Source organism: Acidovorax sp. GW821-FHT11A03 (assembly GCF_058809075.1).
The window spans coordinates 180568-202595 of the sequence record NZ_JBXASG010000011.1; the positions used below are offsets into that span (position 1 = coordinate 180568).

At 69.0% G+C, this 22028-nt stretch carries 20 protein-coding genes and 1 pseudogene; 9 read left to right on the forward strand and 12 right to left on the reverse strand.

Going from position 1 to position 22028, the window contains the following annotated elements; genetic code table 11:
• Nucleotides 1-128 precede the first annotated feature (128 nt).
• The 4 genes and pseudogenes from AC1RVY_RS24940 to AC1RVY_RS24955 all read left to right on the forward strand — a co-directional run bounded on the left by AC1RVY_RS24940 (nt 129) and on the right by AC1RVY_RS24955 (nt 1498).
• Nucleotides 129-290 carry a hypothetical protein gene (locus tag AC1RVY_RS24940; RefSeq protein WP_492808776.1) on the forward strand — a complete coding sequence of 54 codons (162 nt, stop codon included), beginning with the start codon at nt 129-131 and terminating at the stop codon, nt 288-290.
• 127 nt (nt 291-417) lie between these two features.
• Nucleotides 418-699 (forward strand): hypothetical protein, encoded by a 282-nt coding sequence (locus AC1RVY_RS24945; RefSeq protein ID WP_369641764.1) that lies wholly within the window; start codon nt 418-420, stop codon nt 697-699.
• 111 nt (nt 700-810) lie between these two features.
• A pseudogene (locus AC1RVY_RS24950) lies at nt 811-993 on the forward strand (dCTP deaminase); the annotation flags it as partial.
• 145 nt (nt 994-1138) lie between these two features.
• Nucleotides 1139-1498 carry a hypothetical protein gene (locus AC1RVY_RS24955; RefSeq protein ID WP_492808778.1) on the forward strand — a complete coding sequence of 120 codons (360 nt, stop codon included), beginning with the start codon at nt 1139-1141 and terminating at the stop codon, nt 1496-1498.
• Between the two features lie 74 nt (nt 1499-1572).
• Here AC1RVY_RS24955 and AC1RVY_RS24960 read toward each other — a convergent pair whose 3' ends face one another.
• The 3 genes from AC1RVY_RS24960 to pcp form a co-directional block, all read right to left on the reverse strand.
• The gene (locus tag AC1RVY_RS24960; protein ID WP_492808780.1) at nt 1573-3264 is read right to left on the reverse strand and encodes a sensor domain-containing diguanylate cyclase; all 1692 of its coding nucleotides are present in this window, start codon (nt 3262-3264) and stop codon (nt 1573-1575) included.
• On the reverse strand, nt 3261-4226 hold the full coding sequence (locus AC1RVY_RS24965) for a delta(1)-pyrroline-2-carboxylate reductase family protein (protein WP_492808782.1): 966 nt from the start codon (nt 4224-4226) through the stop codon (nt 3261-3263). The genes AC1RVY_RS24960 and AC1RVY_RS24965 overlap by 4 nt, the downstream gene beginning before the upstream one ends.
• 70 nt (nt 4227-4296) lie before the next feature.
• Nucleotides 4297-4974 (reverse strand): pyroglutamyl-peptidase I, encoded by a 678-nt coding sequence (pcp, locus tag AC1RVY_RS24970; RefSeq protein ID WP_492808784.1) that lies wholly within the window; start codon nt 4972-4974, stop codon nt 4297-4299.
• 154 nt (nt 4975-5128) lie between these two features.
• Between pcp and ypfJ the strand changes: the two genes are divergently transcribed.
• The 3 genes from ypfJ to AC1RVY_RS24985 all read left to right on the forward strand — a co-directional run bounded on the left by ypfJ (nt 5129) and on the right by AC1RVY_RS24985 (nt 9936).
• Entirely contained in the window at nt 5129-6004 is an 876-nt protein-coding gene (gene ypfJ, locus AC1RVY_RS24975; RefSeq protein WP_218293637.1) for a KPN_02809 family neutral zinc metallopeptidase, read from the forward strand.
• Nucleotides 6005-6076: 72 nt separating this feature from the next.
• Nucleotides 6077-8272 carry a SulP family inorganic anion transporter gene (locus tag AC1RVY_RS24980; protein ID WP_492808786.1) on the forward strand — a complete coding sequence of 732 codons (2196 nt, stop codon included), beginning with the start codon at nt 6077-6079 and terminating at the stop codon, nt 8270-8272.
• A 161-nt stretch (nt 8273-8433) separates the two neighbouring features.
• A complete protein-coding gene (locus tag AC1RVY_RS24985; protein ID WP_218341446.1) occupies nt 8434-9936 on the forward strand; it encodes a DEAD/DEAH box helicase in 1503 nt (500 codons plus the stop codon).
• Nucleotides 9937-10012: 76 nt separating this feature from the next.
• On the opposite strand, the gene AC1RVY_RS24990 is transcribed toward AC1RVY_RS24985, so the two are convergent.
• The 8 genes from AC1RVY_RS24990 to AC1RVY_RS25025 form a co-directional block, all read right to left on the reverse strand.
• The gene (locus tag AC1RVY_RS24990; protein WP_255591719.1) at nt 10013-10693 is read right to left on the reverse strand and encodes a nitrous oxide reductase accessory protein NosL; all 681 of its coding nucleotides are present in this window, start codon (nt 10691-10693) and stop codon (nt 10013-10015) included.
• Between the two features lie 15 nt (nt 10694-10708).
• On the reverse strand, nt 10709-11290 hold the full coding sequence (locus AC1RVY_RS24995; RefSeq protein ID WP_492808789.1) for a nitrous oxide reductase accessory protein NosL: 582 nt from the start codon (nt 11288-11290) through the stop codon (nt 10709-10711).
• Complete coding sequence (locus AC1RVY_RS25000) at nt 11287-12102, reverse strand: ABC transporter permease (RefSeq protein ID WP_010461614.1); 816 nt, start codon at nt 12100-12102, stop codon at nt 11287-11289. Before AC1RVY_RS25000 ends, AC1RVY_RS24995 begins: the two co-directional genes overlap by 4 nt.
• A 2-nt stretch (nt 12103-12104) precedes the next feature.
• Nucleotides 12105-13049 (reverse strand): ABC transporter ATP-binding protein, encoded by a 945-nt coding sequence (locus AC1RVY_RS25005; protein WP_492254764.1) that lies wholly within the window; start codon nt 13047-13049, stop codon nt 12105-12107.
• Nucleotides 13024-14310: a nitrous oxide reductase family maturation protein NosD gene (locus tag AC1RVY_RS25010; RefSeq protein ID WP_492808792.1), complete on the reverse strand. Its 1287-nt coding sequence runs from the start codon at nt 14308-14310 to the stop codon at nt 13024-13026. The genes AC1RVY_RS25005 and AC1RVY_RS25010 overlap by 26 nt, the downstream gene beginning before the upstream one ends.
• The gene (locus AC1RVY_RS25015) at nt 14310-16931 is read right to left on the reverse strand and encodes a 4Fe-4S binding protein (protein WP_492808794.1); all 2622 of its coding nucleotides are present in this window, start codon (nt 16929-16931) and stop codon (nt 14310-14312) included. The genes AC1RVY_RS25010 and AC1RVY_RS25015 overlap by 1 nt, the downstream gene beginning before the upstream one ends.
• A 218-nt stretch (nt 16932-17149) precedes the next feature.
• On the reverse strand, nt 17150-19075 hold the full coding sequence (nosZ, locus tag AC1RVY_RS25020; protein WP_492808796.1) for a TAT-dependent nitrous-oxide reductase: 1926 nt from the start codon (nt 19073-19075) through the stop codon (nt 17150-17152).
• A gap of 23 nt (nt 19076-19098) precedes the next feature.
• The gene (locus AC1RVY_RS25025; RefSeq protein ID WP_218293644.1) at nt 19099-19455 is read right to left on the reverse strand and encodes a hypothetical protein; all 357 of its coding nucleotides are present in this window, start codon (nt 19453-19455) and stop codon (nt 19099-19101) included.
• A gap of 231 nt (nt 19456-19686) precedes the next feature.
• On the opposite strand from AC1RVY_RS25025, the gene AC1RVY_RS25030 reads away from it, so the two are divergent.
• Nucleotides 19687-20103: a c-type cytochrome gene (locus AC1RVY_RS25030; RefSeq protein WP_218293645.1), complete on the forward strand. Its 417-nt coding sequence runs from the start codon at nt 19687-19689 to the stop codon at nt 20101-20103.
• 11 nt (nt 20104-20114) lie between these two features.
• The gene (locus AC1RVY_RS25035) at nt 20115-21161 is read left to right on the forward strand and encodes an FAD:protein FMN transferase (RefSeq protein ID WP_492245839.1); all 1047 of its coding nucleotides are present in this window, start codon (nt 20115-20117) and stop codon (nt 21159-21161) included.
• An 8-nt stretch (nt 21162-21169) separates the two neighbouring features.
• On the opposite strand, the gene AC1RVY_RS25040 is transcribed toward AC1RVY_RS25035, so the two are convergent.
• Nucleotides 21170-22012: a symmetrical bis(5'-nucleosyl)-tetraphosphatase gene (locus tag AC1RVY_RS25040; RefSeq protein WP_492808799.1), complete on the reverse strand. Its 843-nt coding sequence runs from the start codon at nt 22010-22012 to the stop codon at nt 21170-21172.
• Nucleotides 22013-22028: the final 16 nt, after the last annotated feature.

The following is a 22028-nucleotide window of genomic DNA, read 5'->3' on the forward strand; positions in this document are numbered from 1 at the left end:
ACCTGGAAGGTCACTTGGCAGGGCGCCAAGAGGTCGCAAGAAGCCAAGCTGCAACTCGGCAAGGGGGCAACACGTGGCGAACGTTCACCAGCAACAGGGACGACCCCTGCGCAGGCCGGGAGGTCCTGGTGGCGCTGGAGCTCAAGAGCGAGGCGGAGGCCCTCGTCACACTCAAATTCTCCGATGCGCTCCCAGGTGGCCGCGACGGTACCGTCCAGATGACGTTGACTTCGCCCACCACGGCCAAGGGCAAGCGTGGTCAGGTGGACTTGGACATGGCCAAGGAGTAGCCACACCACCTCGGGCGGTAAGACAAGTTTCATTGCAAACAACTGTTGTTTGCGTTAACTGCCAACTGTTGTCCGCACGGCGGATTCATTGAAACACCGAGGCGAGGCATGGCAGAAACAATCGACCATGGCACTCTGTCTTGCGGAGACAGGAGTCATCACGGGGGCGCATATCCTGGGCCAGGACGGCGGCTGGTCCGCGGTGGTCAAGTACGGCACGACCGAGCAGCCATTGGCCGCGCAGCGCAGCCGGCAGGTGCGGCTGTTCCGCAAGTACTTTAAGCCGGGCGGCAAGCTCGATTCCGGTCCTGAAGGAGGTCACTACGTCGGCAAAAGCTGGAAGTTCAAGAGCGATCAAGTGTGCCGCGACTACTACCAGAACTCCGTCGTGCATTGCGGCGCATTTTGAATTGCAGGGTACGAGCTTGTACCTGGTGGGTGACGATGGCAACCGAAGCCTAGTGAATTCGCTGGAATTCACCCAGCCCTGAGCAATTCCCAATGCAACTTGTTTCCAAGGGAAGGTTACGGGACGCTGGAGTTTTTTAACACCACGCCGCTGCCCGCGCGCATCTACGCGGGCGAGGGCTGCGCACAGGTGCTGTTCTTCGAGAGCGACAAGGACGACGTGTGCGAGGTAAGCTACCGCGACTGCGGGGGCAAGTACCAAGGCCAGGTGGGCGTGACCCTGCCCAAGGCCTGACATCGGCCGCCCGCGCGGCCGGCGGGCCGCCAGGGGCCGCGTCCTACAGCGCGTCAGCCCGTTGGCTGAAGTGCAAGCGCAGGTAAGGTTCTTAGCATCGTGTCATGCCACGCCGATGTCGCGGTGGGCAAGAAGGAGTCCTCCCATGCTGACCTTTGCTGCGCCGTTCACACCCGCCAAGGCCCGGGGTACGGGCCTTTCCCTGCACGCCGCCTGTGGCGCGGGCGACCTCGGGTTCGCGCCCTCGCAGCCGCACGGCGGGCCGCAGGCGCATTATTGGCCGTGCGAATCGCTCAATGCCTTCGTCCTCAAGATGGCGGCGGCGGGCCATTGCGTGAACACCGCGATGATGCTGGGACACCGGCCCTACGCACTGGAACAGCTTGCCATGGCGCGCGCCGCGAACGACGGCGGCCTGAGTGCATTGGCCGAGCGGCTCCAGGCCTATTTCGACGCGACGGCCCCGCAAGGCTGCGCCGTCGTGGCGGACATCGACGGGGCCTAGGTGGCACCGGGCCACGCGCCAGCGCGGCACCATCCATCTACCCACCATCCACCCATCCACCCACACTCCGTTTCTCAGGCCTCCACGCAGACCCGGTTGCGTCCCTGTCCCTTGGCTTCGTAGAGCGCGGCGTCGCCCCGGCGCAGGAGGTCCGTGCCGTTGTCCTGCAGGCTGCGCATGCTGGCCACCCCGGCGCTCACGGTGATGAGCCCGACCACCGGGTCCTGCTGCGCGGCCATGGCCGCGACCAGGGACTGGGCAATGGCCTGGGCGCCCGCCAGGTCGGTATCGGGCAGCAGCGCCACGAACTCTTCCCCGCCCAACCGCGCCACCACGTCCGAGTTGCGCAGCCGCACCTCCAGCGTGCGTGCCAGCCGGCGCAGGACTTCGTCGCCCGCCTCGTGGCCGTAGGTGTCGTTCACGCGCTTGAAATGGTCCACGTCGATCGTGATCAGGCTCAAGGGGCGGCCGCTGCGCCGGGCCAGCGCCAGCGCAAACGCCATCTGCGTTTCGAAGCCCCGGCGGTTGAGCAGGCCGGTCAGCGCATCGGTGCGGGCCTGCAGGTCCAGCGCGCGGTTGGCCGCCTCCAGCTCCAGCGTGCGCACGCGCACCTTCTCTTCCATGGCCTCGCGGGATGCCAGAAGCCGGTGCGTCATGCGCCCGAGGGCACTTGACAGCTGGCGCACCTCGCGGCTGCTGTGCGCCTGCGGAATGCGGGCCCCGGCCTTTTCGGCTTCCACGGCGCTGGCGGCATCGGCCAGCGCGTACAGATCGTCGCTCAGCCGGCGTGCCGCCAGCCAGGCCAGCACCGAGGCCAGAAGCGCGGCAGCCAGCCCGATGGCCAGGGCCATGCGCACGGTGCGGCTCGCCTCGGCGAAGGCCAGCTCCACGGGCTCACGGGCGACGACCCGCCATCCGAGGTCGCTGGCGCTGCTGCGCGCCCGCAGCGGCACCATCGCCGTGAGGTAGCTGCGGCCGTCCCTCCACGGCACCACGGCCGCCGGGCTGGCGGCCCGGTCTCCGGGCGCCGCGGCCCCGGCCGGCAGGTGCTGCCCGGCCTCCCGCAGGGCCTGGGTCTGGCCGCCGGGGGCATAGATGAGCTGGCCCTCGCGGTCAAAGACAAAGAGTTCCACCGCGCTGTCTTCGGTGTGCGCGGGCGTGAGGCTGACCATGACCTCGCGGGTCCATTCCCAGCTGCCATGGATGCCCACCACGCCCACGGTGGTGGGGCCGATGCGGATGGGGGCCGCGAAGTCGACGAGCCGGTAGGGTTCGCCCGAGGGGTTGGGGGGCAGCAGCTTTTCCAGCAGCTTGGCAGCGTGCACGTCCCCCACGTGCAGTTTCTGCAGACCTTCCTGGAACCAGGGCCGCTGCGCCACGCTCTGGCCCACGAGCAGGCCGCCCGTGGCCGTGCGCACCACCCCCTGGGCGTCGGCCACGCCGATCCACACGCTGTGGGGCTGGGTGGCCTGGCTGCGGGCCAGCATGTGGTGGCCTTCGGGGGTGTCCAGCCCCTTGACCCAGACCACTTCGGCGGCGGCCAGCACCTCGGCTTCCCGGCTGCGTTCCAGCAAGCCGTTGGCCAGCAGCTTGCCGGCGTTCTCGGCGATCACCTGCAGGGCGGTGCCGGCATCGCGCTCGATGCGCCGCTTGAGCAGCTCTCCGAAGGCAAGGGACAGCAGCACCGCCAGGCCCACCACCAGCGCGCCGAACACCAGCGCGATCTGGGCGCGCAGGCTGTGGTCCGAGAAGCGGAGGAGGGTCATGGCGTGGCCTGCGGGGCGTGCCCTGTCGACACCGGCGGGTGCACCGCGAGGCGTGCCGCCGCCAGGTCCCAGCCTGCCCAGCCGCAGCTCTTGAACAGCACGGGGCCTTCCGGGGGGATGGGCCGGCCGTGCAGCACGTCCCGCAAGGTAGGCAGCACGCCCACATCCATTCCTGCCTGCAGCAGATCGCCGGCCTCGTGGCGCGCATCGTCGCTGTCCAGCACGATGTGTCCCCGCAGCGCCACGTGGCGGCACAGGGCCGGCGCCAGCTCGGCCATCGCGGGGGTGTAGGCGCCCACCGCCGCCACGAAGGCATCGGGTCGTGGCGGCGCGGCCAGCACGACGGCGTGCGCGGGCGTGCAGGTGGCGATCAGCGGGCAGTGCGGCACCGCGTCGTCCGCGTTCGCCACCACGCGCGCCCGGGCGCCCAGCGCATGGGCGCGCCGGACCAGCGCCTCGGCGCTGGCCGCGCTGCGCGAGGCCACCCACACCTCGCGCACCGCCATGCCCAGAACAAACGCCTCCAGGTGGGCCAGGCCCTGCACGCCGGCACCCACGATGAGCAGTGGCCCCTCGGGCGCGCGCGCGAGGTGCCGTGCGGCCAGCAGCGACACCGCCGCGGTGCGCCGCGCGGTGATCGTGGGGCCGTCGAGGACCAGGCGGCGCTCGCCGGTCGCGACATCAAACACCACCACATCCCCCTGGATCGCGGGGCGGTGGGTTCCCGCGTTGCCTGGTGTCAGTGTGATGAGCTTGGCCATGGCCACGCGGCTGTCGGCCGCGGGCATGACGAACAGGTTGGCGCCCCCGGCCAGCGCCACCACCGTGCGCGCAGGAACCGCCACCGAACCGTCCCGCAGCAGGGCCGCGATCTCGTCGGCGAGCGCATCCCAGGGAAGGCATGCCGCGGTGGCCGCGGCGTCCAGCGCGCGGGGGGATCCGGAAAGAAGGTGGGAAGGCATCGCGAGACTTTATACAGGGCCATGGTGCCGGGGAAGCGGGCAAGCCCGTGGTGCGGAGACCGGCATTCAGTCAGTGCGTGGCGCCGGCGCCCAGCGCGATGTCCTGGCGCACCAGCATGGCGGCCCACAGGGCGGCATGGATGCCGCGCACCATCTCCCGCAGCGCCAGGTGGGGCATGCCCTGGCCTGGCAGCCAGGGCACGTGCACGAAGCCGCCGCGGGTGCCCGGAAGGTCCGCGTCCTGCGCCTGCAGCATGTGCATCAGCCCGTACAGCACATGGTTGCAGACAAAGGTGCCCGCCGTCTGCGACACCTCGCAGGGCACCCCCGCGCGCTGCACGGCGCGCAGCATGGCCTTGACGGGCAGGCTCGCGAAGTAGGCGGCGGGGCCGCCGGGCACCACGGGCGTGTCGACGGGCTGGCGGCCGGCGTTGTCGGGAATGCGGGCATCGTTGATGTTGATGCCCACCCGTTCCAGCGACAGCGCGCCGCGCCCGCCCGCCTGGCCCAGGCAGACGATCAGCGCGGGCCGGTGGGCCTCGGCCAAGGCCCGCAGCTGCTGCAGCGATTCCCCGAACACGGTCGGCAGTTGCGCGGCCACCACGCGGTGGCCGGCGATGTGCTGCCCGTGCAGGGCCTCGGCGATGAGCCAGCTGGGGTTCAGGGCGTCGCCCCCGAAAGGGTCGAACCCGGTGAGCAGGATCACCCCGCCCGCGAGGGGGGCGTAGTGCGATGCGTCGTGGAGCATGGAGGGAGTGCGGGCGGGTTGTGGCCAGGTCGATGGTGGAGCATGCCCGCGGGGCGCGGACAGGCAGGCCATCGTAATCTGCCCTTGGAGTTCCTGCCGGGCGCGTAATATGGCGGCAATGCCTTCCGCAGGGCGAGGGCGCTGGAGATACGGTATGAAATGGGAAGGCAATCGCGAATCGGACAACGTGGAGGACCGCCGCGGCGAAGGCGGCGGCGGATCGCCGGTTTTTGGCGGACGCAGCATCGGCATCGGCACCATCGTCATCGCCCTCGTGGGCGGCTGGGTGCTGGGCATCAACCCGCTGACCATCCTGGGGCTGCTCAGCGGTGGCGGCCCCCCCGCGCAGGTGCAGTCGCAGGGGCCCGCCCAGCGCCCGCCGGCGGACGACACCATGGCCCGTTTTGTCTCGACCGTGCTGGCGGATACCGAGGACGTGTGGAAGGCCGTGTTCCGCCAGGGTGGCGGCAGCTACCAGGAACCGCGCCTGGTGCTGTTTCGCGGAGCCACGCCCACGGCCTGCGGCACGGGCCAGGCGGCCATGGGGCCGTTCTACTGCCCGGCCGACCAGAAGGTCTACATCGATCTCGGTTTCTACGAGACCCTCAAGAGCCGCCTGGGCGCCCCGGGCGATTTCGCGCAGGCCTACGTGATCGCGCATGAGGTGGGCCACCACGTGCAGAACCAGCTGGGCATCAGCGGCAAGGTGGACCAGATGCGCGGGCGCGTGAGCAAGACGGAATACAACGCGCTGTCGGTGCGCCTGGAACTGCAGGCCGACTGCTTCGCGGGCGTGTGGGCCCACCATGCGCAGAACGCGCGCCAGATCCTGGAGCAGGGCGATGTGGAGGAGGCCATGAACGCGGCCGCCAAGATTGGCGACGATGCGCTGCAGCGCTCGAGCGGCGGCGCGGTGGTCCCCGAGAGCTTTACCCATGGCACCAGCGCCCAGCGCCAGCGCTGGTTCAACAACGGGCTGCAAAACGGCAGCGTCAAGGCCTGCGACACCTTCTCGGCCCGCAGCCTGTAGCGCGCTGGCCGCCGCGGCGGGTTGCACCCGGTGTCCGGCGGCCCGCAAGCCCTGAGAAAAAACACGGTTGTCATGTCCGCCACCGCCTTGTCTTCGACGGCTTCGGCCCACGGTCCCTCCGGCGGCGCCAGCAGCGGGGTGGCCGGGCCCCTGCCGCAGCCGCCCTCCTCAGGGGTCGCGGCGGCATGGTCGGCCGCGGCGGTCACGGTGCCCCATGCGGTGGGGCTGGGCCTGCTGGCGTTCGCACCGCTGGCGGGCGACTACCCGCTGGCGGCCCTGGCGCTGTGGTCCGCCGCGCTGCCGGGGCTGCTGCTCACGCTGGCCGCGCCGCGCGCCGGCGTGGTGTATGCGCCCACCACCGTGGTCGCGCTGCTGTTCGCGGCGGTGCTGGCCACCGCCCACGGCGCGGCCCCCGCGCTGGGCCTGAGCGCGCGCCAGGTGCTGGCCGTGAGCGGGGCGACGGTGGGGCTGGCCTTCGTGTTCCAGTGGCTGCTGGGTGTATTGCGGCTCGCTTCCGTGGCGCGGTTCCTGCCGATCTCGGTGACCCACGGCTTCGCCGCGGGGGTGGGCTTGTCCATGGTGGTGGGCCAGGTGCGCAATGGGTTTGGCGCGGGGCCCGACGCGCTGTGGGACGCGCGCACCGGCTGGCATGCGCTGGCCGCCGCGGCCGTGGTGGCCATCGCCTGGGCGCTGCGCCACCGCTGGCCCCGTTCGCCGGGCCTGCTGTCCGCGGTGGTCCTGGTCGCGCTGGGGGTGGCGCTGGCCGGGCTGTGGGGCGGCGGCCTGGGGGCCGTGTTCGCACCCGCCGTGCAGCCCAGCAGCTTCGCCGGGCCGCTGTGGCCCGACTGGACGGGCATCCCCTGGATGGCGCTGGCCCAGCAGGAGGGCTCGGCGCTGGTCGTGCTGGCCTTGCTGATGGCCCTGGTCAACAGCCTGGAGATCCTGGTGTTCAACCAGGAGCTGGAACTGGAGCACGGGCTGCGCGGCAATCCCAACCTGGCCCTGCGCCGCGAGAGCCTGCTCGGAGCGCTGTGCGGCCTGGCCGGAATGATCCCCGCATCGACCAGCGCATCGCGTTCGCGCATCGTGCTGGCGCAGGCCGGGGCCTCGCGCGACGCGCCGCGGTGGCATGCGGCGATCATGCTGGGCGTGGCCGCCACGGGCGCATGGTGGCTGCACTGGGTGCCCATGGCCTGCCTGGCGGGCGGCCTGGTGCTGGCGGGGCTGCTGCAGGTGCCGGGCCTCATGTGGTCGCTGCGCTATGCGCGCAGCTCGCGCGTGACCTGGGCGCAGAGCTGGCTGGTGGCGCTGGTGTTCGCCGTCATGGGCGGCGTGGGCGCGCTGGTGGCGGGCCTGGTCGTGGCCACGTTCGTGCTGCTGCACGACTCGGCCGCCAAGGTGCTGCGGCATGTGCGGCTCGATGGCGAACTGCGCTCGCGCCGCCTGCGCCGGGCCGTGTCCGACACCTGGCTCGTTCCGCGCATGAACCAGATCGCCGTCTTTGAGCTGCAGGGGGTGATGTCGTTTGGCGTGGCCGCCCACCTGGCCGAGCAGGTGCGTTTGCTGCTGCAGCCGCGCCACCGGTGGGTGATCCTCGATGCGGGGCGCGTGCCCGCGTGGGACAGCACCGCGCTCGCGCAGCTGCGCGCCCTGGTGCGCGACCTGGGCCACCAGGGCATCGCTGCGGCCGTGGCGGCGCTGGACCCCCTGGCCGCCGAACAGGCCAGGGACCATGTGCGCTCCTTTTCCGATGTGGACCGGGCCCTGGAATGGGCGGAGGCCGGCATCCTGTCGCAGCGGCCCATCGAGCAGCGCCCGGCCCATCCCGCCCGGGACCTGCTGGGCGAGATCGGGGAAGGCGTGCCGCGCGCGGCGAGCGACGCCCTGCTGGCCTTGCTCGAGCGCGAGACGGTGCCGGCACGCGGCGTGGTCTTCAATGCGGGCGACACCGACCACGACCTGCTCGTGGTGCAGTCGGGCCACATCACCCTGGTCACGCAGTGGCCCCCGGAAAAGGGGCTGCGCCTGGCCACCGTCGGTCCGGGCATGGCATTTGGCGAGATGGCGTTCCTCAATGGGGCGGCCCGCAGCGCCAGCGCCGGGGCCGAGCGGGGCAGCGCACACCTGGTGCGCCTGTCCCGCGCGCATTTCGACGCGTGGGCCCGCCAGTACCCGGAGGCGGCGCTCACGGTGATGAATAACCTCGCCCAGATCGGGGCGAGGCGCCTGGCGGCCACCACCCGCCAGCTGCGGGCGGTGCTGGAGTAGTTTTCCGTCCAGATGGCATGCAGCGCTTGTCCCTTATGCGCTAGCAGCTATCAAAAACATAGTGAATGGCCGCCGTGCGTGCCCTGCACCACGGCTGCCGACGTGCCGCCAAAACGCTAAAAATGGCATTTTGGGCCACCGGTGCGACAATAGAGGGCTAAATGACAAGTTCCTTTTCCAATCTATCGCTGGCCGAGCCGCTGGCGCGCGCCGTGGCCGAAATGGGCTACGAGTCCATGACGCCTATCCAGGCGCAGGCCATTCCGGTGGTGCTCACCGGCCAGGACGTGATGGGCGCGGCCCAGACCGGCACCGGCAAGACGGCGGCGTTCTCGCTGCCCCTGCTGCAACGCCTGCTCAAGCACGAGAGCAGTTCCACCTCTCCCGCCCGCCACCCCGTGCGTGCGCTGGTGCTGCTGCCCACGCGGGAGCTGGCCGACCAGGTCGCCCAGCAGATCGCGCTGTACGCCAAGTACACCAAGCTGCGCAGCACCGTGGTGTTCGGCGGCATGGACATGAAGCCGCAGACCATCGAGCTCAAGAAGGGCGTCGAAGTGCTGGTGGCCACGCCGGGCCGACTGCTCGACCACATCGAGGCCAAGAACGCGGTGCTCAACCAGGTCGAGTACGTGGTGCTCGACGAGGCCGACCGCATGCTGGACATCGGCTTCCTGCCCGACCTGCAGCGCATCCTGTCCTACCTGCCCAAGCAGCGCACCACGCTCTTGTTCAGCGCCACGTTCTCGCCTGAGATCAAGCGCCTGGCCGGCAGCTACCTGCAGAACCCCGTCACCATCGAGGTGGCCCGCCCGAATGAGACGGCCTCCACGGTGGAGCAGCGCTTCTACAGCGCCAACGACGACGACAAGCGCCGCGCCATCCACCAGGTCCTCAAGACCCGGGGCTTGAAGCAGGCCTTCATCTTCGTGAACAGCAAGCTCGGCTGTGCCCGCCTGGCGCGCAGCCTGGAGCGCGAAGGCCTCAAGACGGCCGCGCTGCACGGCGACAAGAGCCAGGACGAGCGCCTGAAGGCCCTGGAAGCGTTCAAGAAGGGTGAAGTCGACCTGCTGGTGTGCACCGACGTGGCCGCCCGCGGCCTCGACATCAAGGACGTGCCGGCGGTGTTCAACTTCGACGTGCCGTTCAACGCCGAAGACTACGTGCACCGCATTGGCCGCACGGGCCGTGCGGGCGCCTCGGGCCTGGCGGTCACGCTGGTGTCGGGCAGCGATGCCCGCCTGGTGGCCGACATCGAGAAGCTGATCAAGAAAAAGATCGAACTCGAAGCCATCGAATACGAGGAAGACCAGCCGCGTGGCCGCATCAACGACGGCCGCCGCGCCTGGCGCGAAGCGGGCGAGACGGGCGACGGGCGCGATGCGATCTCGGCGGGCCCCCGCCGCGAGCGTGAGCGCGAGCACCGTGGCGGCCGCGAATCCCGCGAGACACGCGAGCAGCACCGGGGCTTCCGTCCTGCGGTCGCTTCGCGCGATCCCTTCTTCGAGAAACCGTACGAGGCCAGCACCGCCGCCGATGCGGCCCCTGCCTGGGAAGCCGCCAAGTCGGCGCCGCGCAGCAGCGTGTCGGCCAACATCAAGCCCAAGCGCAAGGTGGCCGCGCTGTTCAAGGCAGTTCAGCCGCAGACCGAGACGTCGGCACAATAATTGGGTGAAATTGGCCGCTGGCGCTTGATGAGCAAGCGCTGGATGCTCTATTTTTGATAGTGCATTGAGATCGTGGCTACGGCTGCGGTGGGCCTGCATGGACGGCGTGGTCCTGCCGCCTGCCCGGGGCCAATGACCGCAGCAGCGCCGCGTCGATGGCGCTGAACCCCAAGACCCGCCCACCACGCCGCTGCGCAAAGTGCTGCGCCGCGGCAGCGTCGGCAAAGGCCGGCAGGTTGCCCGCGCGCATGGGCCCTCGCGCGGAAGATCCATGGACATACAGCGCCTGCCGGGCATCCAGCCACGCGCCGGTGTCCGCATCGGTGACGTAGCGGGCCACGATGGCCTGCGCCGTGCGCCCACGCGCATAGTGGCCCACGTTGCCCAGGTACATCATCAGGCTCAGGGGCGAATCCAGGAACTGGGCGTCCCCGTCCGCAAAAATGACCTGCGCCGCCCAGTCGCGCGCGCGGGCCGGGAACATGCCGCACACGGGGCAGCGTGCCTCGGGGGGCACTTCGCGGGCGGCCTGTGGCGGCTGGCCCAGCGCGGGGTCGTACGGCGTCGTCGGGGCCACCACGCACACATCGTCGCCCACCATCGCGGCATCGGCGGCTGCCGCCGGGGCGCGGCGCCACCTCGGGGGCCATTGCCAGGCCCCCAGGCTGGCGGCGCCCAGCAGCACCGCCGCCAGCGCCATGCGCCGCGTGGGCGCGCGGGACGGGGCTTGGGCCGAGGGGGCCGGCCGTGGGGGCATGGGGGGCTGCATCGCCTACATCCGCGTGTCGTGCAGCGCCCCGCCGCTCAGGTCGACCATGGCGGGCTTGATCTCGGCAAAACGCAGTACCTTGCCACCGTATTCGGCGGCGAACTTCTTCGCGTCGGCCTCTTGCGCAAAGCTGCCGATGGTGGGGCCCATGGAGCCATGGCGCTTGCCGCCCACCACGTAGATGGCGGTCTTGCCGTCGATCCAGTGGCCCTGCGGGGCATTCCAGTCGGCCTGGCCCATGTCCTGCACATACACGGCCTGCACGGCGCGCACCTGCTCGCCGGCCAGCAGGGTGCTGAAAAGCTCCACCGTGTCGCAGAAGAACGAGGGCCTGTCCTGCCCCGCAAAGCGCACCTGCGCCTTGGGGCCGGGGTAGTCGGCCAGCAGCATACCGTCGAGTTCGCAACTGGTGGTGCGGTCGATCTCCACGGGCTGCAGGGACTGCGCGCTGTTGTCCGCCTGGCTGCAGCCGGTCAGGCCTGCGAGGCTGGTGAATGTGCCCAGCGACGCGAGGGTGGCCCAGCCCAGCAGTTGGCGCCGCGTGGCGCAGGCGCATTGGTATGGGTGATGGGATTTGTTCGTCATGGCTTGAATCTCCAGCTCGCCAGGCCCAGCGGCACCACGATCCAGCCCGCCATCACCGCGCCCATCAGCCATGGCTTGGCCAAGGCTGGGGGCACGATGCTGGTCAGGCCGTACAGAGTGCGCACGTCGTCCAGCGAGAACACGTTGAGGATGCGGAAAACGTCGGCCGGGTTGAGCAGCAGCAGGTAGGCCATGGCCTCGCCGCCCACGCTGCCGCCCGTGGCCACCAGGGCGCCCAGCAGCAGCAGGTCAAACACCAGCACAAAAAAGAACCAGGCGGCAATCGCCAGGCCCGAGGCGCGTGTGCGCTCGTGCGTGAGCACCGAGAGCAGCACCGCCATGCTCAGGAACGCCAGCCCCAGCAGCACCGAGCTGATCATGAAGCCGCCGTAGTGGAACAGCGCAGCCCCGCTGAACTGCCGCACCAGCAGCACCGCCACCAGACCGAACCCCGCCAGCGTCGAGAGCGTGAGCGCCGCCGCCAGCCCCAGGTACTTGCCCAGCAGCAGCTCCAGCCGCGTGATGGGCAATGACAGCAGCAGATCGAGCGAGCCGCGCTCGCGCTCGCCCACGATGGCGTCAAAGCCCAGCAGCAGCGCGATCAGCGGGATGAGGTAGATGACCAGGCTGACCAGGCTGGCGATGGTGAATTCGATGGAACGAAAGCCCACCGTGCCCTGCTGCGCGCCGCCAAAGTAGGCGATGGCCAGCGAGAACACGGTGAACACCAGTGCCACGGCCAGTACCCAGCGGTTGCGCATGCGGTCGCGGAACTCCTTGCCCGCGATGGTGAAGATTTGTTGGAATTCCATGGCTAGCCCTTGCGCAGGTCGAAGTACACATCCTCCAGCGAGGGCTCCTGAATCTGCAGGTCCTGCAGCGCGGCGCCCAGCGGTGCCAGCGCACCCAGCACGGCCATCTTGCTGCCGCGCGGGCAGTCCACGTGCAGGCCTTCCGGCGTTTCCGTCCCGGTGACGCCGGGCACGGCAGCGAGCAGCCCCAGCGCGGCAGGCCGGTCGGCTGCGGCCAGCGTGAGGTGGATGGTCAGCGGCATGTGCGCCTGCTCGCGCAGCGCCTGCACGCTGCCCAGGGCCTGCAGCTTGCCGGAGGCCAGGATGGCCAGGCGGTCCACGCGCTCCTGCAGCTCCGCCAGGATGTGCGAGGTGATGACGATGGTCACGCCACCCGCCTGCAGCCCGCGCAGCGTGGCGTAGAAGTCGCGGATGGCCTGCGGGTCCAGGCCGTTGGTGGGCTCGTCGAGCAGCAGCACCCGGGGCTCGCCCAGCAGGGCCTGTGCAAACCCCAGGCGCTGGCGCATGCCCTTGGAGTATTCGCGCACGGCGCGGTTGCCCGCGTGGGCCAGGCCCACGCGTTCCAGCAGCGCGGGGCATTGCGTGAGGGGCGCACCCTTGAGGCGGGCGAAGAAACGCAGCGTTTCCAGCCCGTTCAGGTTGTCGTAGAGCACCACGTTCTCGGGCAGGTAGCCCAGGTGGCGGCGGGCGGCGCGAAAGTCGCGGCCCTGCACCGTGGCGCCGCCCACCCGGATCTCGCCCGAGGTGGCGGGCGTGAGGCCCAGGATCATCTTGAACAGCGTGCTCTTGCCCGCGCCGTTGTGGCCGATGAGGCCGAAGATCTCGCCGCGCGCGATGCGCAGGTCGATGCCGTCCACGGCGTGCAGTGCGCCGTAGTGCTTGTGCGCGCCCCGCACCTCGATGGCGGGGGGCTCGCTCAGGTCAATGGGGGGAGGGTTGCGTGTCACGCTGAAAATTCCGTTGGGGTTGGTTCGGTTGCATGCGGGGTTTTGGGTCCACCACGGTGGGCACGCGCAGCACCGGAAACTGCTGGCCCACCAGGCGCAGCGCCTGCACGGCAGGGCTGGCCAGCAGCAGCTTGATGGCGGGGTGGCGCCAGGTCAGGCGGTCCACCATGTCGTTGGCCTCGTAGGGCACGTCGCCCACGCCGTTGCCGTCGCGGTCCCAGCCGAGGTAGTTGCTCCAGTGGTTGCCGCCCTCGGTGCCCCAGCGCTCGTCGCGGGCGCCCACATAGCGCACCTGCTCGCGGTTGCCGATGAAGTCGTTGCCTTCGACCTTGTTGTTTTTGGAGCCGGCCGACAGGTGCACGCCCACCGTGTTGCGGGTCACGAGGTTGCCGCGCAGGGTGATGTACTCCACGTCGTAGATGAAGAACCCCCGGGCGTTTTCGGCCACCACGTTGTTCTCGATCACCGAGTCCTGCAGGGTGCGCAGCATGATGCCGTGGTCGCTGTTGCCCCACGCGCGGTTGTTGCGCACCACCTGGTCGCGTACCTCCATCAGCGCCAGGCCGCCACGGTTGAGGTAGGTATCGTTGTCCTCCCACAGGTTGTAGTAGGAGTTCATGTAGTGCGTGCCGTAGCGGCTGTGGTGCAGCCGGTTGCCGCGAAACACCGCGTGGTGCGACACGTCCACATACAGCGCGTCGCGCACAAAGCTGATGTGGTTGCCCTCGATGCGTGCGCCCGTGGTGTTGTACAGCTGTACGCCGTTGCCGCGCTGCGACGAGTTCACATCGCGCAGGCCGGTGATGGTGTTGTGCAGCACCTGGACGTCGTTGGCCTTCTCGATCCACAGGCCGAACAGGTTGTAGGTGAGGTCGTTGTGGCGCACCACGGCGCGGTGCGCGCCAGGGAAGATGTAGATGCCCGCGTTCTGGTCCTTGAGGCTGGTGCCCGAGTCGCGCACGATCAGCCCCTCGATCACCACGTCGGGCGCGGTGACGCGGATGGTGTCGCCCGCCTGCCCGCCGCTGAGCGTGGGGCGGTCGATGCCGCGCAGGGTCAGGGCCTTGTCGATGCGCAGGTTCACGCGGTAGAAGCCCCGCTGCACCTCCACCGTGTCGCCCGGCGCCGCGGCCGTGATAGCGGCCTGCAGGTCCTGGCCGGGGCGCACCAACACGGTGGCAGCGTGGGCGGGCAGGGCCAGCAGGCACGCAGCCAGCGCCACGCATGCGGCGAATGCGGTGGCAGCAAGGGGGGGCTTCATCACGCCAATCCCACCACGGCCTTGATGGCCAGGAAAAGCGCCGCGCCGATCAGCAGGTTCTTGAAGCCCACGTAGCTCAACATGTCCATCACGCCCGCCCGGCGGTACTGGCCCTGCCACCAGGGGCCGTCCTTCACATAGCGCTTGCCCGACAGGCGGATCAGCACCTCGTACACGCTCCAGCCAAACCACCAGCCGATGATGGCGCCCGACGACAACGTGCCCAGGGCGGTCATCACCCAGGCCACGCTGGCGGCCACGGCCAGCGAGAAGCCTGCCATTTGCAGGCCACGGCCTGATGCCCAGCCTTCGCGGCTCCAGGGCCACAGGTGGTCCACCAGCTCCAGCCAGAGCCAGCGCAGGCCTTGGCTTCCAGCCTTGTGGGCGGGGTGTGCAGGCGTTGTGGGCATGCGCGGGTCGGGCCCCTGGGCGGCCTTGGCCGAGATCTGGTCCTGCACCGTGGCGGGGTGGATCGGGATGAAATAGCCGTTCTTGCCGATGGGCGTGATTTCCAGGCCGTCCTTTTCGCGGCGTTTGCGCTCCTTGGCCAGGGGCGGGCAGCCCTTGGTGTCGGTGTAGAGAATCATGCAGTCCAGGCAGTGCAGGCACTCGCGGTGGTCGATGCGGCCATCGGCGTCGATGGCCTGGGCGCCGCAGCCCACGGCGCAGGCCTTGCAGCTGTTGCAGTCCTGCTTGCGCTTGAGGCCAAACCAGCGGAACGTGCTGGGCATGGCCAGCGAGGCGCCCAGCGGGCAGATGTATTTGCAGTAGGGCCGCTCGATGAAGATCGACACGCCCAGGATGGCCGCCACGAACAGGCTGTAGGGCCAGGCGCGGTTCATCACACCGACCAGGAAGGTTGTCTTGAACGGCTCTACCTCGGCCAGCTTTTCGGCCAGTCCCATGGAGAACATCGACACCACCAGCAGCCCGAAGAACACCGCGTACTTGACCCACTTGAGCCGGTCGTGCCACTTTGGCGGCAGCTGGGTCTGAAAGCGCTTGAGGCCCAGGGCGCGTGCGACCTTGTAGATGCCCTCCTGCAGCGAGCCGAACGGACACATCCAGCCGCAGAACAACCCGCGCCCGAACAGGAAGACGGTGACGATGATGAAGATCCAGAACAGGAAGATGAATGGGTCGGACAGGAACAGCGACCAGGTCCACTGGAACAGCAGCGAATGGAACCAGGTCAGCACCTGCGTGATGGAGGGCTGCGCCATGGCGCCAAAACCGATCCAGCCAATGCTGAGTGCCCAGAAGCTGTACTTGAAGCCGTTGACGGGCCATTTGTTCTTGTGGGTGGACAGGCGCGTGAGCTTCTCGCGCAGGGCGTACACCACGGTCACGGCGATCAGCAGCACGGCGAACAGCGCGATCTCCACCGCGCGCGACTTCCACACGCGCACCCAGGGGGCGTCGGGCTCGTCGAGGGTGGGGCGCCCGTCTTGCAGCATGGCGGCGGGCAGCCAGTAGGGCGTGTCGAAGCTGGTGAAGCTGCGCGCGCCCGTGGCGCGGTCCACGCGGTTGCCCAGAAAGCTCAGCTTCCACGGGTAGGCGGCCGAGAACGCGGGTGAGCGGATGATGAAAATGACCGACTCGTTGTAGCTGGGCGCGCCTGCGGCCTCGATGCCGTACAGGTTGAGCGCGTCCAGGTCGCGGAATGTGAACGAATCCGCCCCCTGGCGCACCTGCACGCGGTCGTAGATGCCGCCGCGCACGAAGCCCGAGCCCTTGAACGATTCCTTGCCGCCGGTGCGGATGATGAAGAAGGCGTGTTCGCCCTCCTTGAGCTGCAGGCGCAGGTTGTTCCAGCCGTTGTCGCCCAGCAGGCTCTTGCCAATGTCGGGGTGGTTCAGGTCGCCAAACCACAGCTCGATGAAGGGCTCGGGGCCCTTGTCCAGCCCCACTTGTTCGGGCGCCACCCGCAGGCGCTGTACGGTGCCTTGCTGCACCAGCTCGGCCCAGCTCAGGCGTTTGCCGGTTTCCGCATAGCGGGCCGGCTCGCGCACCGTGGGCGCGAGGATGCCCACCTGCCGCGCCACGGCCGAGCCCGAGGCCATCATGACCTGGTTCTGCGCGATCACGGTGACGGTGGCGCCGGAGATGGCGTCGAGGCCCAGCACGTTTTCATCGGGGCGCGACTGGCCCACCTCGATCTTGTCGGCCACCGACTTGCCCAGGTACTGGGCGTTGAACTTGAGCAGTGCGGATTCCGGAATGCCCAGCAGCAGGATGGGCTCGGAATGCTTGAGCACCTTCACGCCCACGAAGCGGCCCTCCTTGTCCATGCCGATCAGCGTGACCACGGGCTTGCCCGAGTAGGCGGGGGTGTCCGTGATGTCGGTGGACAGCATCACATAGCCCAGCAGCTTTTTCTGGGCACTGTTGTTGTCGTAGGCCTCCACATAGGGCGGCTGGCCCTTGCGTTCAGAAAAATGACTGGCGCCGGGAAACACGTCCTTGCACGGCACCAGCGCGCACATGTCGCGCGCGGTAGCGAGTTCCGCAGGCAGCTCGGCCTCGTAGGCGCCTGCCGCAGCATGCGCGCGCGGCGCCAGCCAAAGTGCTGCCAACAAGACCAGAAGAAGCGTGGCGAACTGCCGACGAAGGGAAATCATGGGACTATCTTTTTGATAGCTGCTAGCGCTTATTGATAAAGCGATAGAGCAACATTTGGCATAAAAATGGGGCGCCATCGACGCAACTGGCGCGCCCCCAGACCAGGGATGCAGAGCAAGGGCCGCCCCGCAGCGAGTGCATCGTCCCCCTTCCCGGAGCGCGAAGCGCGCAGAGAGAAGGGGGAAGGCGCGCAGCGCCTCAGGGGGATGCCGCCTGGCTATGCTTCCACAATCATCCGCGTGCGCATCTCCAGGTGGAGTGCATGGCAGAAGTGCGTGCAGTAGCACCAGAACACACCGGGCTTGTCGGCCACGAAGGACACGGACGCGGTCTCCAGCGGGTTCACGATGAAGTTCACGTTGTAGTTCGGGATCGCGAAGCCGTGCGTCAGGTCTTCGATCTTGTCCAGGTTGGTCAGGATCAGCGTGACCTCGTCACCCTTCTTGAGCTTGAACTCGCGCAGGCTGAAGGCCGGGGCTTGCGAAGTCATCTTCACGGTGACCTTCTTGCCGCTGCGGAACACGCCGGACTCCTTGGGGTCCTTGACCGCCAGCGGGAACTCGTCGAGCGTGTAGACCTGCTTGGGGCGCACCAGGTCGCGCTTGAAGATGATGAAGTCGTGCGGCTCGCCGCGCACGGGGTGGTCGGCCATCAGCACCATCTTCTCGCCCGAGATGTCGATGAGCTGCTCGTTCTCGGGGTGCAGCGGGCCCACGGGCAGGAAGCGGTCCTTGGAGAACTTGCAGCCCACCGCCAGGAACTTGCCGTCGGCGGCCTTGGTCTCGGACTGCGAGGCGTTCAAGTGGCCCGGCTGGTACTGCACATCGAGGCGGTCCACCACGTACTTGGCGGTCTTGTCGCCCGCGTGGAACTTGATGGCGGCCTCCACGTTCCACTTCACGACCTGGCTGTCCAGGAAGAGCGTGGTATAGGCATTGCCACGGCCGTCGAAGGCGGTGTGCAGCGGACCCAGGCCCAGCTCCACCTCGGCCACGATGGCGGAGTCCAGCTTTTCGAGCTTGCCGTCGAAGTAGTCGAGCACCTTGGCCAGCTCGATCACGGTGCCGGTGGGCGAGAGCTTGCCGGCGCAGATGAAGTACTTGCCATCGGGGCTGGCGTTCACGCCGTGGGGGTTCTTGGGCACCGACACGTACGCGGTAAGCGCCGTCTTGGGGTCCTTGTTCGCCTCGTGGGTGCCGTCCACCACGGGCACCTTGCTGGTGCCGATGGTCTTGAACTTGCCAGCCTTCACGGCGGCCTCGATGCGGCCCACGTTGAAGAACAGGCAGGCGTCGCGTTCGGCGGCCATCATGTCCTCGTACTTCGCGCCCATCTCCACGTTGTACTGGTTGGTGGCCGCGAGCTTGCCGTCGTACGACGTGGCGACCAGGTCGCAGTTGCCGTCGATCAGCACTTGCCAGCGCACTTCCATCGTTTCTGCATCGACGCAGCTGAACATGGAGCGGTACTTGCTCGAATCTTCCGTGCCGGTGTTGGGCATGGGAATGGCGAATTCACCGCCGCAGAACACGCGCGTGGTGTAGTTGATGGCCGGGTCCACCGGGTCGGCCTTGTCCGGGAAGATGCCGTGGAAGCCCTGCACGTTGGGCAGCTCGGTGATCTTGTCGCAGATGAAATAGTCAAGGCGGATGCGCGCGATGCGGCTGTTGATCTTGTCGTTGATCCAGGCGTAGCGGCCGTCGTAGTTGCCGTCCTTGTACGAGGCGTGCGTGTGGTGGGTGTCGGCCACCGTGTACTTCAGGCTGCCATCGGGCTTGGTGCCCATGATCTTCTTGCTCTCGTTGGTCACGCCCCAGCCCACGAGCGCGTCGGGCACGAAACAGGGGATGCGTGTGATCTCGCGGCCCGAGGGCAGGCCCAGCACGCGCATGTCGCCTGTGTGGCCACCGCTCCACAGGCCGTAGTACGTGTCCAGCTCGCCGGGCTTGAGGTGCGGGTTCGCGCCGGTGCCGGCATGGCCTGCCGCGGACGCGGCCGGAGCGGGTGCCGCGGGGGTGGCCGCATTGGGCTTTTCGGTGCAGGCGGCGACGCCGGCGGTCAATCCGACCAGGGCCGCCGTGTTGATGAAGCTGCGTCGGCCCATGCCGGCGGCGGGTTGCGGACTGTCTTTTCTCTCGTTCATGGTTTTTCCTCTTTTGGGATGGCTCAGTTGAAAAAGGGGGGCGCCCGGGCGGGCGGGTGGGTCCGTGCGCTGGCGGCCATGCAGCGGCGCAGGGGCGCGCGGGGCGTGCCATCGGGCGGGGCCGTGAAGGCCTGTGCGGCGGCGGGTGCCACGGGCGGCGCGTCGGCGGCCAGGCACAGCGGGCATTGCATGCCGGCGGAGTCGGTGGAGACCAGCCCGTCGGCGGTCCGCAGGAAAAGCTGGGCGCCGCCACTGCCCGCGCAGATGAGTTCGACGGCCTGTGGCTGCAGCATGGGCGAGGCCACCGCGGCACCGAGCGCCATGACGAACCACGCCAGCACCCACAGGCGCAGTGATCGGAGGGCGTGGTGATCTTGCATGGCCTGGATAATAGATTCACATAATATGAATCAATTTGATCTGGATCATGCTTCGGCGGGGCCCGCACCTGCCCAAAACTGCCTCTTGCACCTACAGTCAATACGCCAGCCTGAAGAGGGCCCGGGCATGGCCCGCAGGGCTGCTTTCAGGTTGCACCGTGGACGCGTTTCGCGCGGGGCCACGGGCTCTTTGGACTGGTTGTTTCAATGACGAAGAACAGGATGTATGCGATGCAAAAGAAAACCGTGATGGTCGCCGTGGCGATCCTGGCTGCGCTGCTGGCCGGCTGTGGCGACAAGAAGCCGGAGCCCGCCCCGGCCGCGGCCCCCGCTGCCACGGCGGCACCGGCCCCCGCGCCCGCGGCGGCCCCTGCCGCCCCGGCCGCCGCAGAGAACGAACTGGGCAAGAGCGTGTTTGGCAAGACCTGCGCCATGTGCCATGCCGCTGGCGTGGCCGGTGCCCCCAAGCCGGGCGACAAGGCCGACTGGGGCCCGCGCATCGCCCAGGGCAAGGACACGCTGTACAAGCATGCGATCGAGGGCTTTACCGGGGCCAAGGGCATGATGCCCGCCAAGGGGGGCTCCGCCAACCTGACCGATGCCGAGGTCAAGGCCGCCGTGGACTTCATGGCCGACAAGTCGCTCTGACCGGAGGCGCCATGCAGCAAGCATCTGTGCGCCCCCACGGCCTGTCGCGCCGCCGCCTGGTGATGGCGCTGCCCTTGCTGGGCGGCGCGGTCTGGAGTGCGGGAGCGGCCGCAGGTGGACGGGGGTTGTCTGAACGCAGCTCGCGGCCCCTGATGGGCACGCAGGTGGACATGGCGGTGGAGGGCGTTGACCGCGCGCTGCTGCGCCAGGCCATGGACCGGGCCTATGCGGAGATGCAGAGGCTGGAGGCGCTCATGAGCCGCTACCAGCCCCGCAGCGTGGTCAGCCGCATCAACCTCGCGGCGGGCATCATGCCCGTGGCGGTGCCACCCGAAGTCATGGCGGTGCTGCAGGGCGCGCAGCGCGTGTCGGCGATGAGCCGTGGGGCCTTTGATGTGACCGTGGGGGCTTTCAAATCCTGGAACTTTGGTCCCGGCGACAAGGTGGTGCCCGGCGCCAGCGAGATCGCGCGGCAGCTGCCGCTGGTGGATGCGCGCGGCCTGGTGCTGGATGGGGCCGCAGGCACGGCCTTCCTGGCCCGTCAGGGCATGGCGCTGGACCTGGGCGGCATCGCCAAGCTCCCGATCCTGGAAGCCGGCATGAACATGCTGCGCTCCGAGGGGGTCGAGAACGCCATGATCAACGGCGGCGGCGATGTGCTGACCCAGGGGTTGTGGCAGGGCCGGCCCTGGCGCGTGGGGCTGCGCGACCCGCGTTCCCCGGAGCATCTGCTGGGCGTGGTGGCCGTGGCGGGCACCGGTGTGGTGGCCTCGTCGGGCGACTATGAACGTTTCTTCTTCCACGAAGGCCGGCGCCAGCACCATGTGCTCAATCCGCGCACCGGCCGCCCGTCATCGGGCGTGCATGGCGTGAGCCTGGTGGCGCGGGATGTGGCGGCCGTCAACGGCCTGGGCGCCGCGCTGATGGTGCGGGGCCCGCAGGCGGGCAGGGCACTGGCGCAGCGCATGCCGGGGCTGGCCGTGCTGATCGCCGGGCAGGACGGTGGGGTCTGGCAGTCGGCGGCCATGTCGGCCCTGCTGGAGCCCGTGCCGTCCTGAGGGTGCATTCAGCCCGGGGCCTGGGCCTGCTCGCAGTGCACCTGCAGCAGTTCGCGCTCCGCCAGCGTCGCGCCAAAGCGCACGGCGCTCAGGCAGCCGCCCCACACGCAGCCCGTGTCCAGCCCCAGCAGATCGTTGCGGTGGAGCCAGCCCAGCGTGGACCAGTGGCCGAAGGCCACCAGCGTGCCCGCGGTGCGCCGGCCCGGCACGTCGAACCAGGGCATCAGGCCGGGCGGTGCGGCATCCGCGCTTTCGGTGCTTTCGAAATCCATCACGCCGTCGGCTGAGCAAAAGCGCAGCCGGGTGAGCGCGTTCACGATCACGCGCAGGCGGTCAGCGCCTGTCAGGTCGTCCCGCCACTGGTCGGGGGTGTTGCCATACATCGCGTGCAAAAAACCGGGCAGATCGGGGCCGCGCAATACCGTGTGCACTTCATCCGCGTATCCCAGGGTATCTGCGGCAGACCAGGCGGGCAGCACGCCCGCGTGCACCATCAGCAGCGCCTGCCCGGCATGCGTGTGGGCACGGGCCAGTGGCTGCTGGCGCACCCAGTCAAGCAACGCAGCGCGGTCGGGGGCGTCCAGCACGGTGCCCAGCGTGTCGCGCCGCGAGGGCTTGCGCGCGCCGTGTGCGGCGGCCAGCAGGTGCAGGTCGTGGTTGCCCAGCAGGCAGCGCAGGGCGTCGCCCGGGGCCATGCAGCGGCGCAGGACCGCGGCGGAGTCCGGCCCCCGGTTGACGAGGTCGCCCAGCAGGTAGACGGTGTCGCGGCTGGGCGAAAAGCCGATCACGTCGAGCAGGTGCCCGAGGGCGCTGTCGCAGCCCTGAATGTCCCCGATACAGTAAAGTGCCATGGTGTGTTTCTTATCC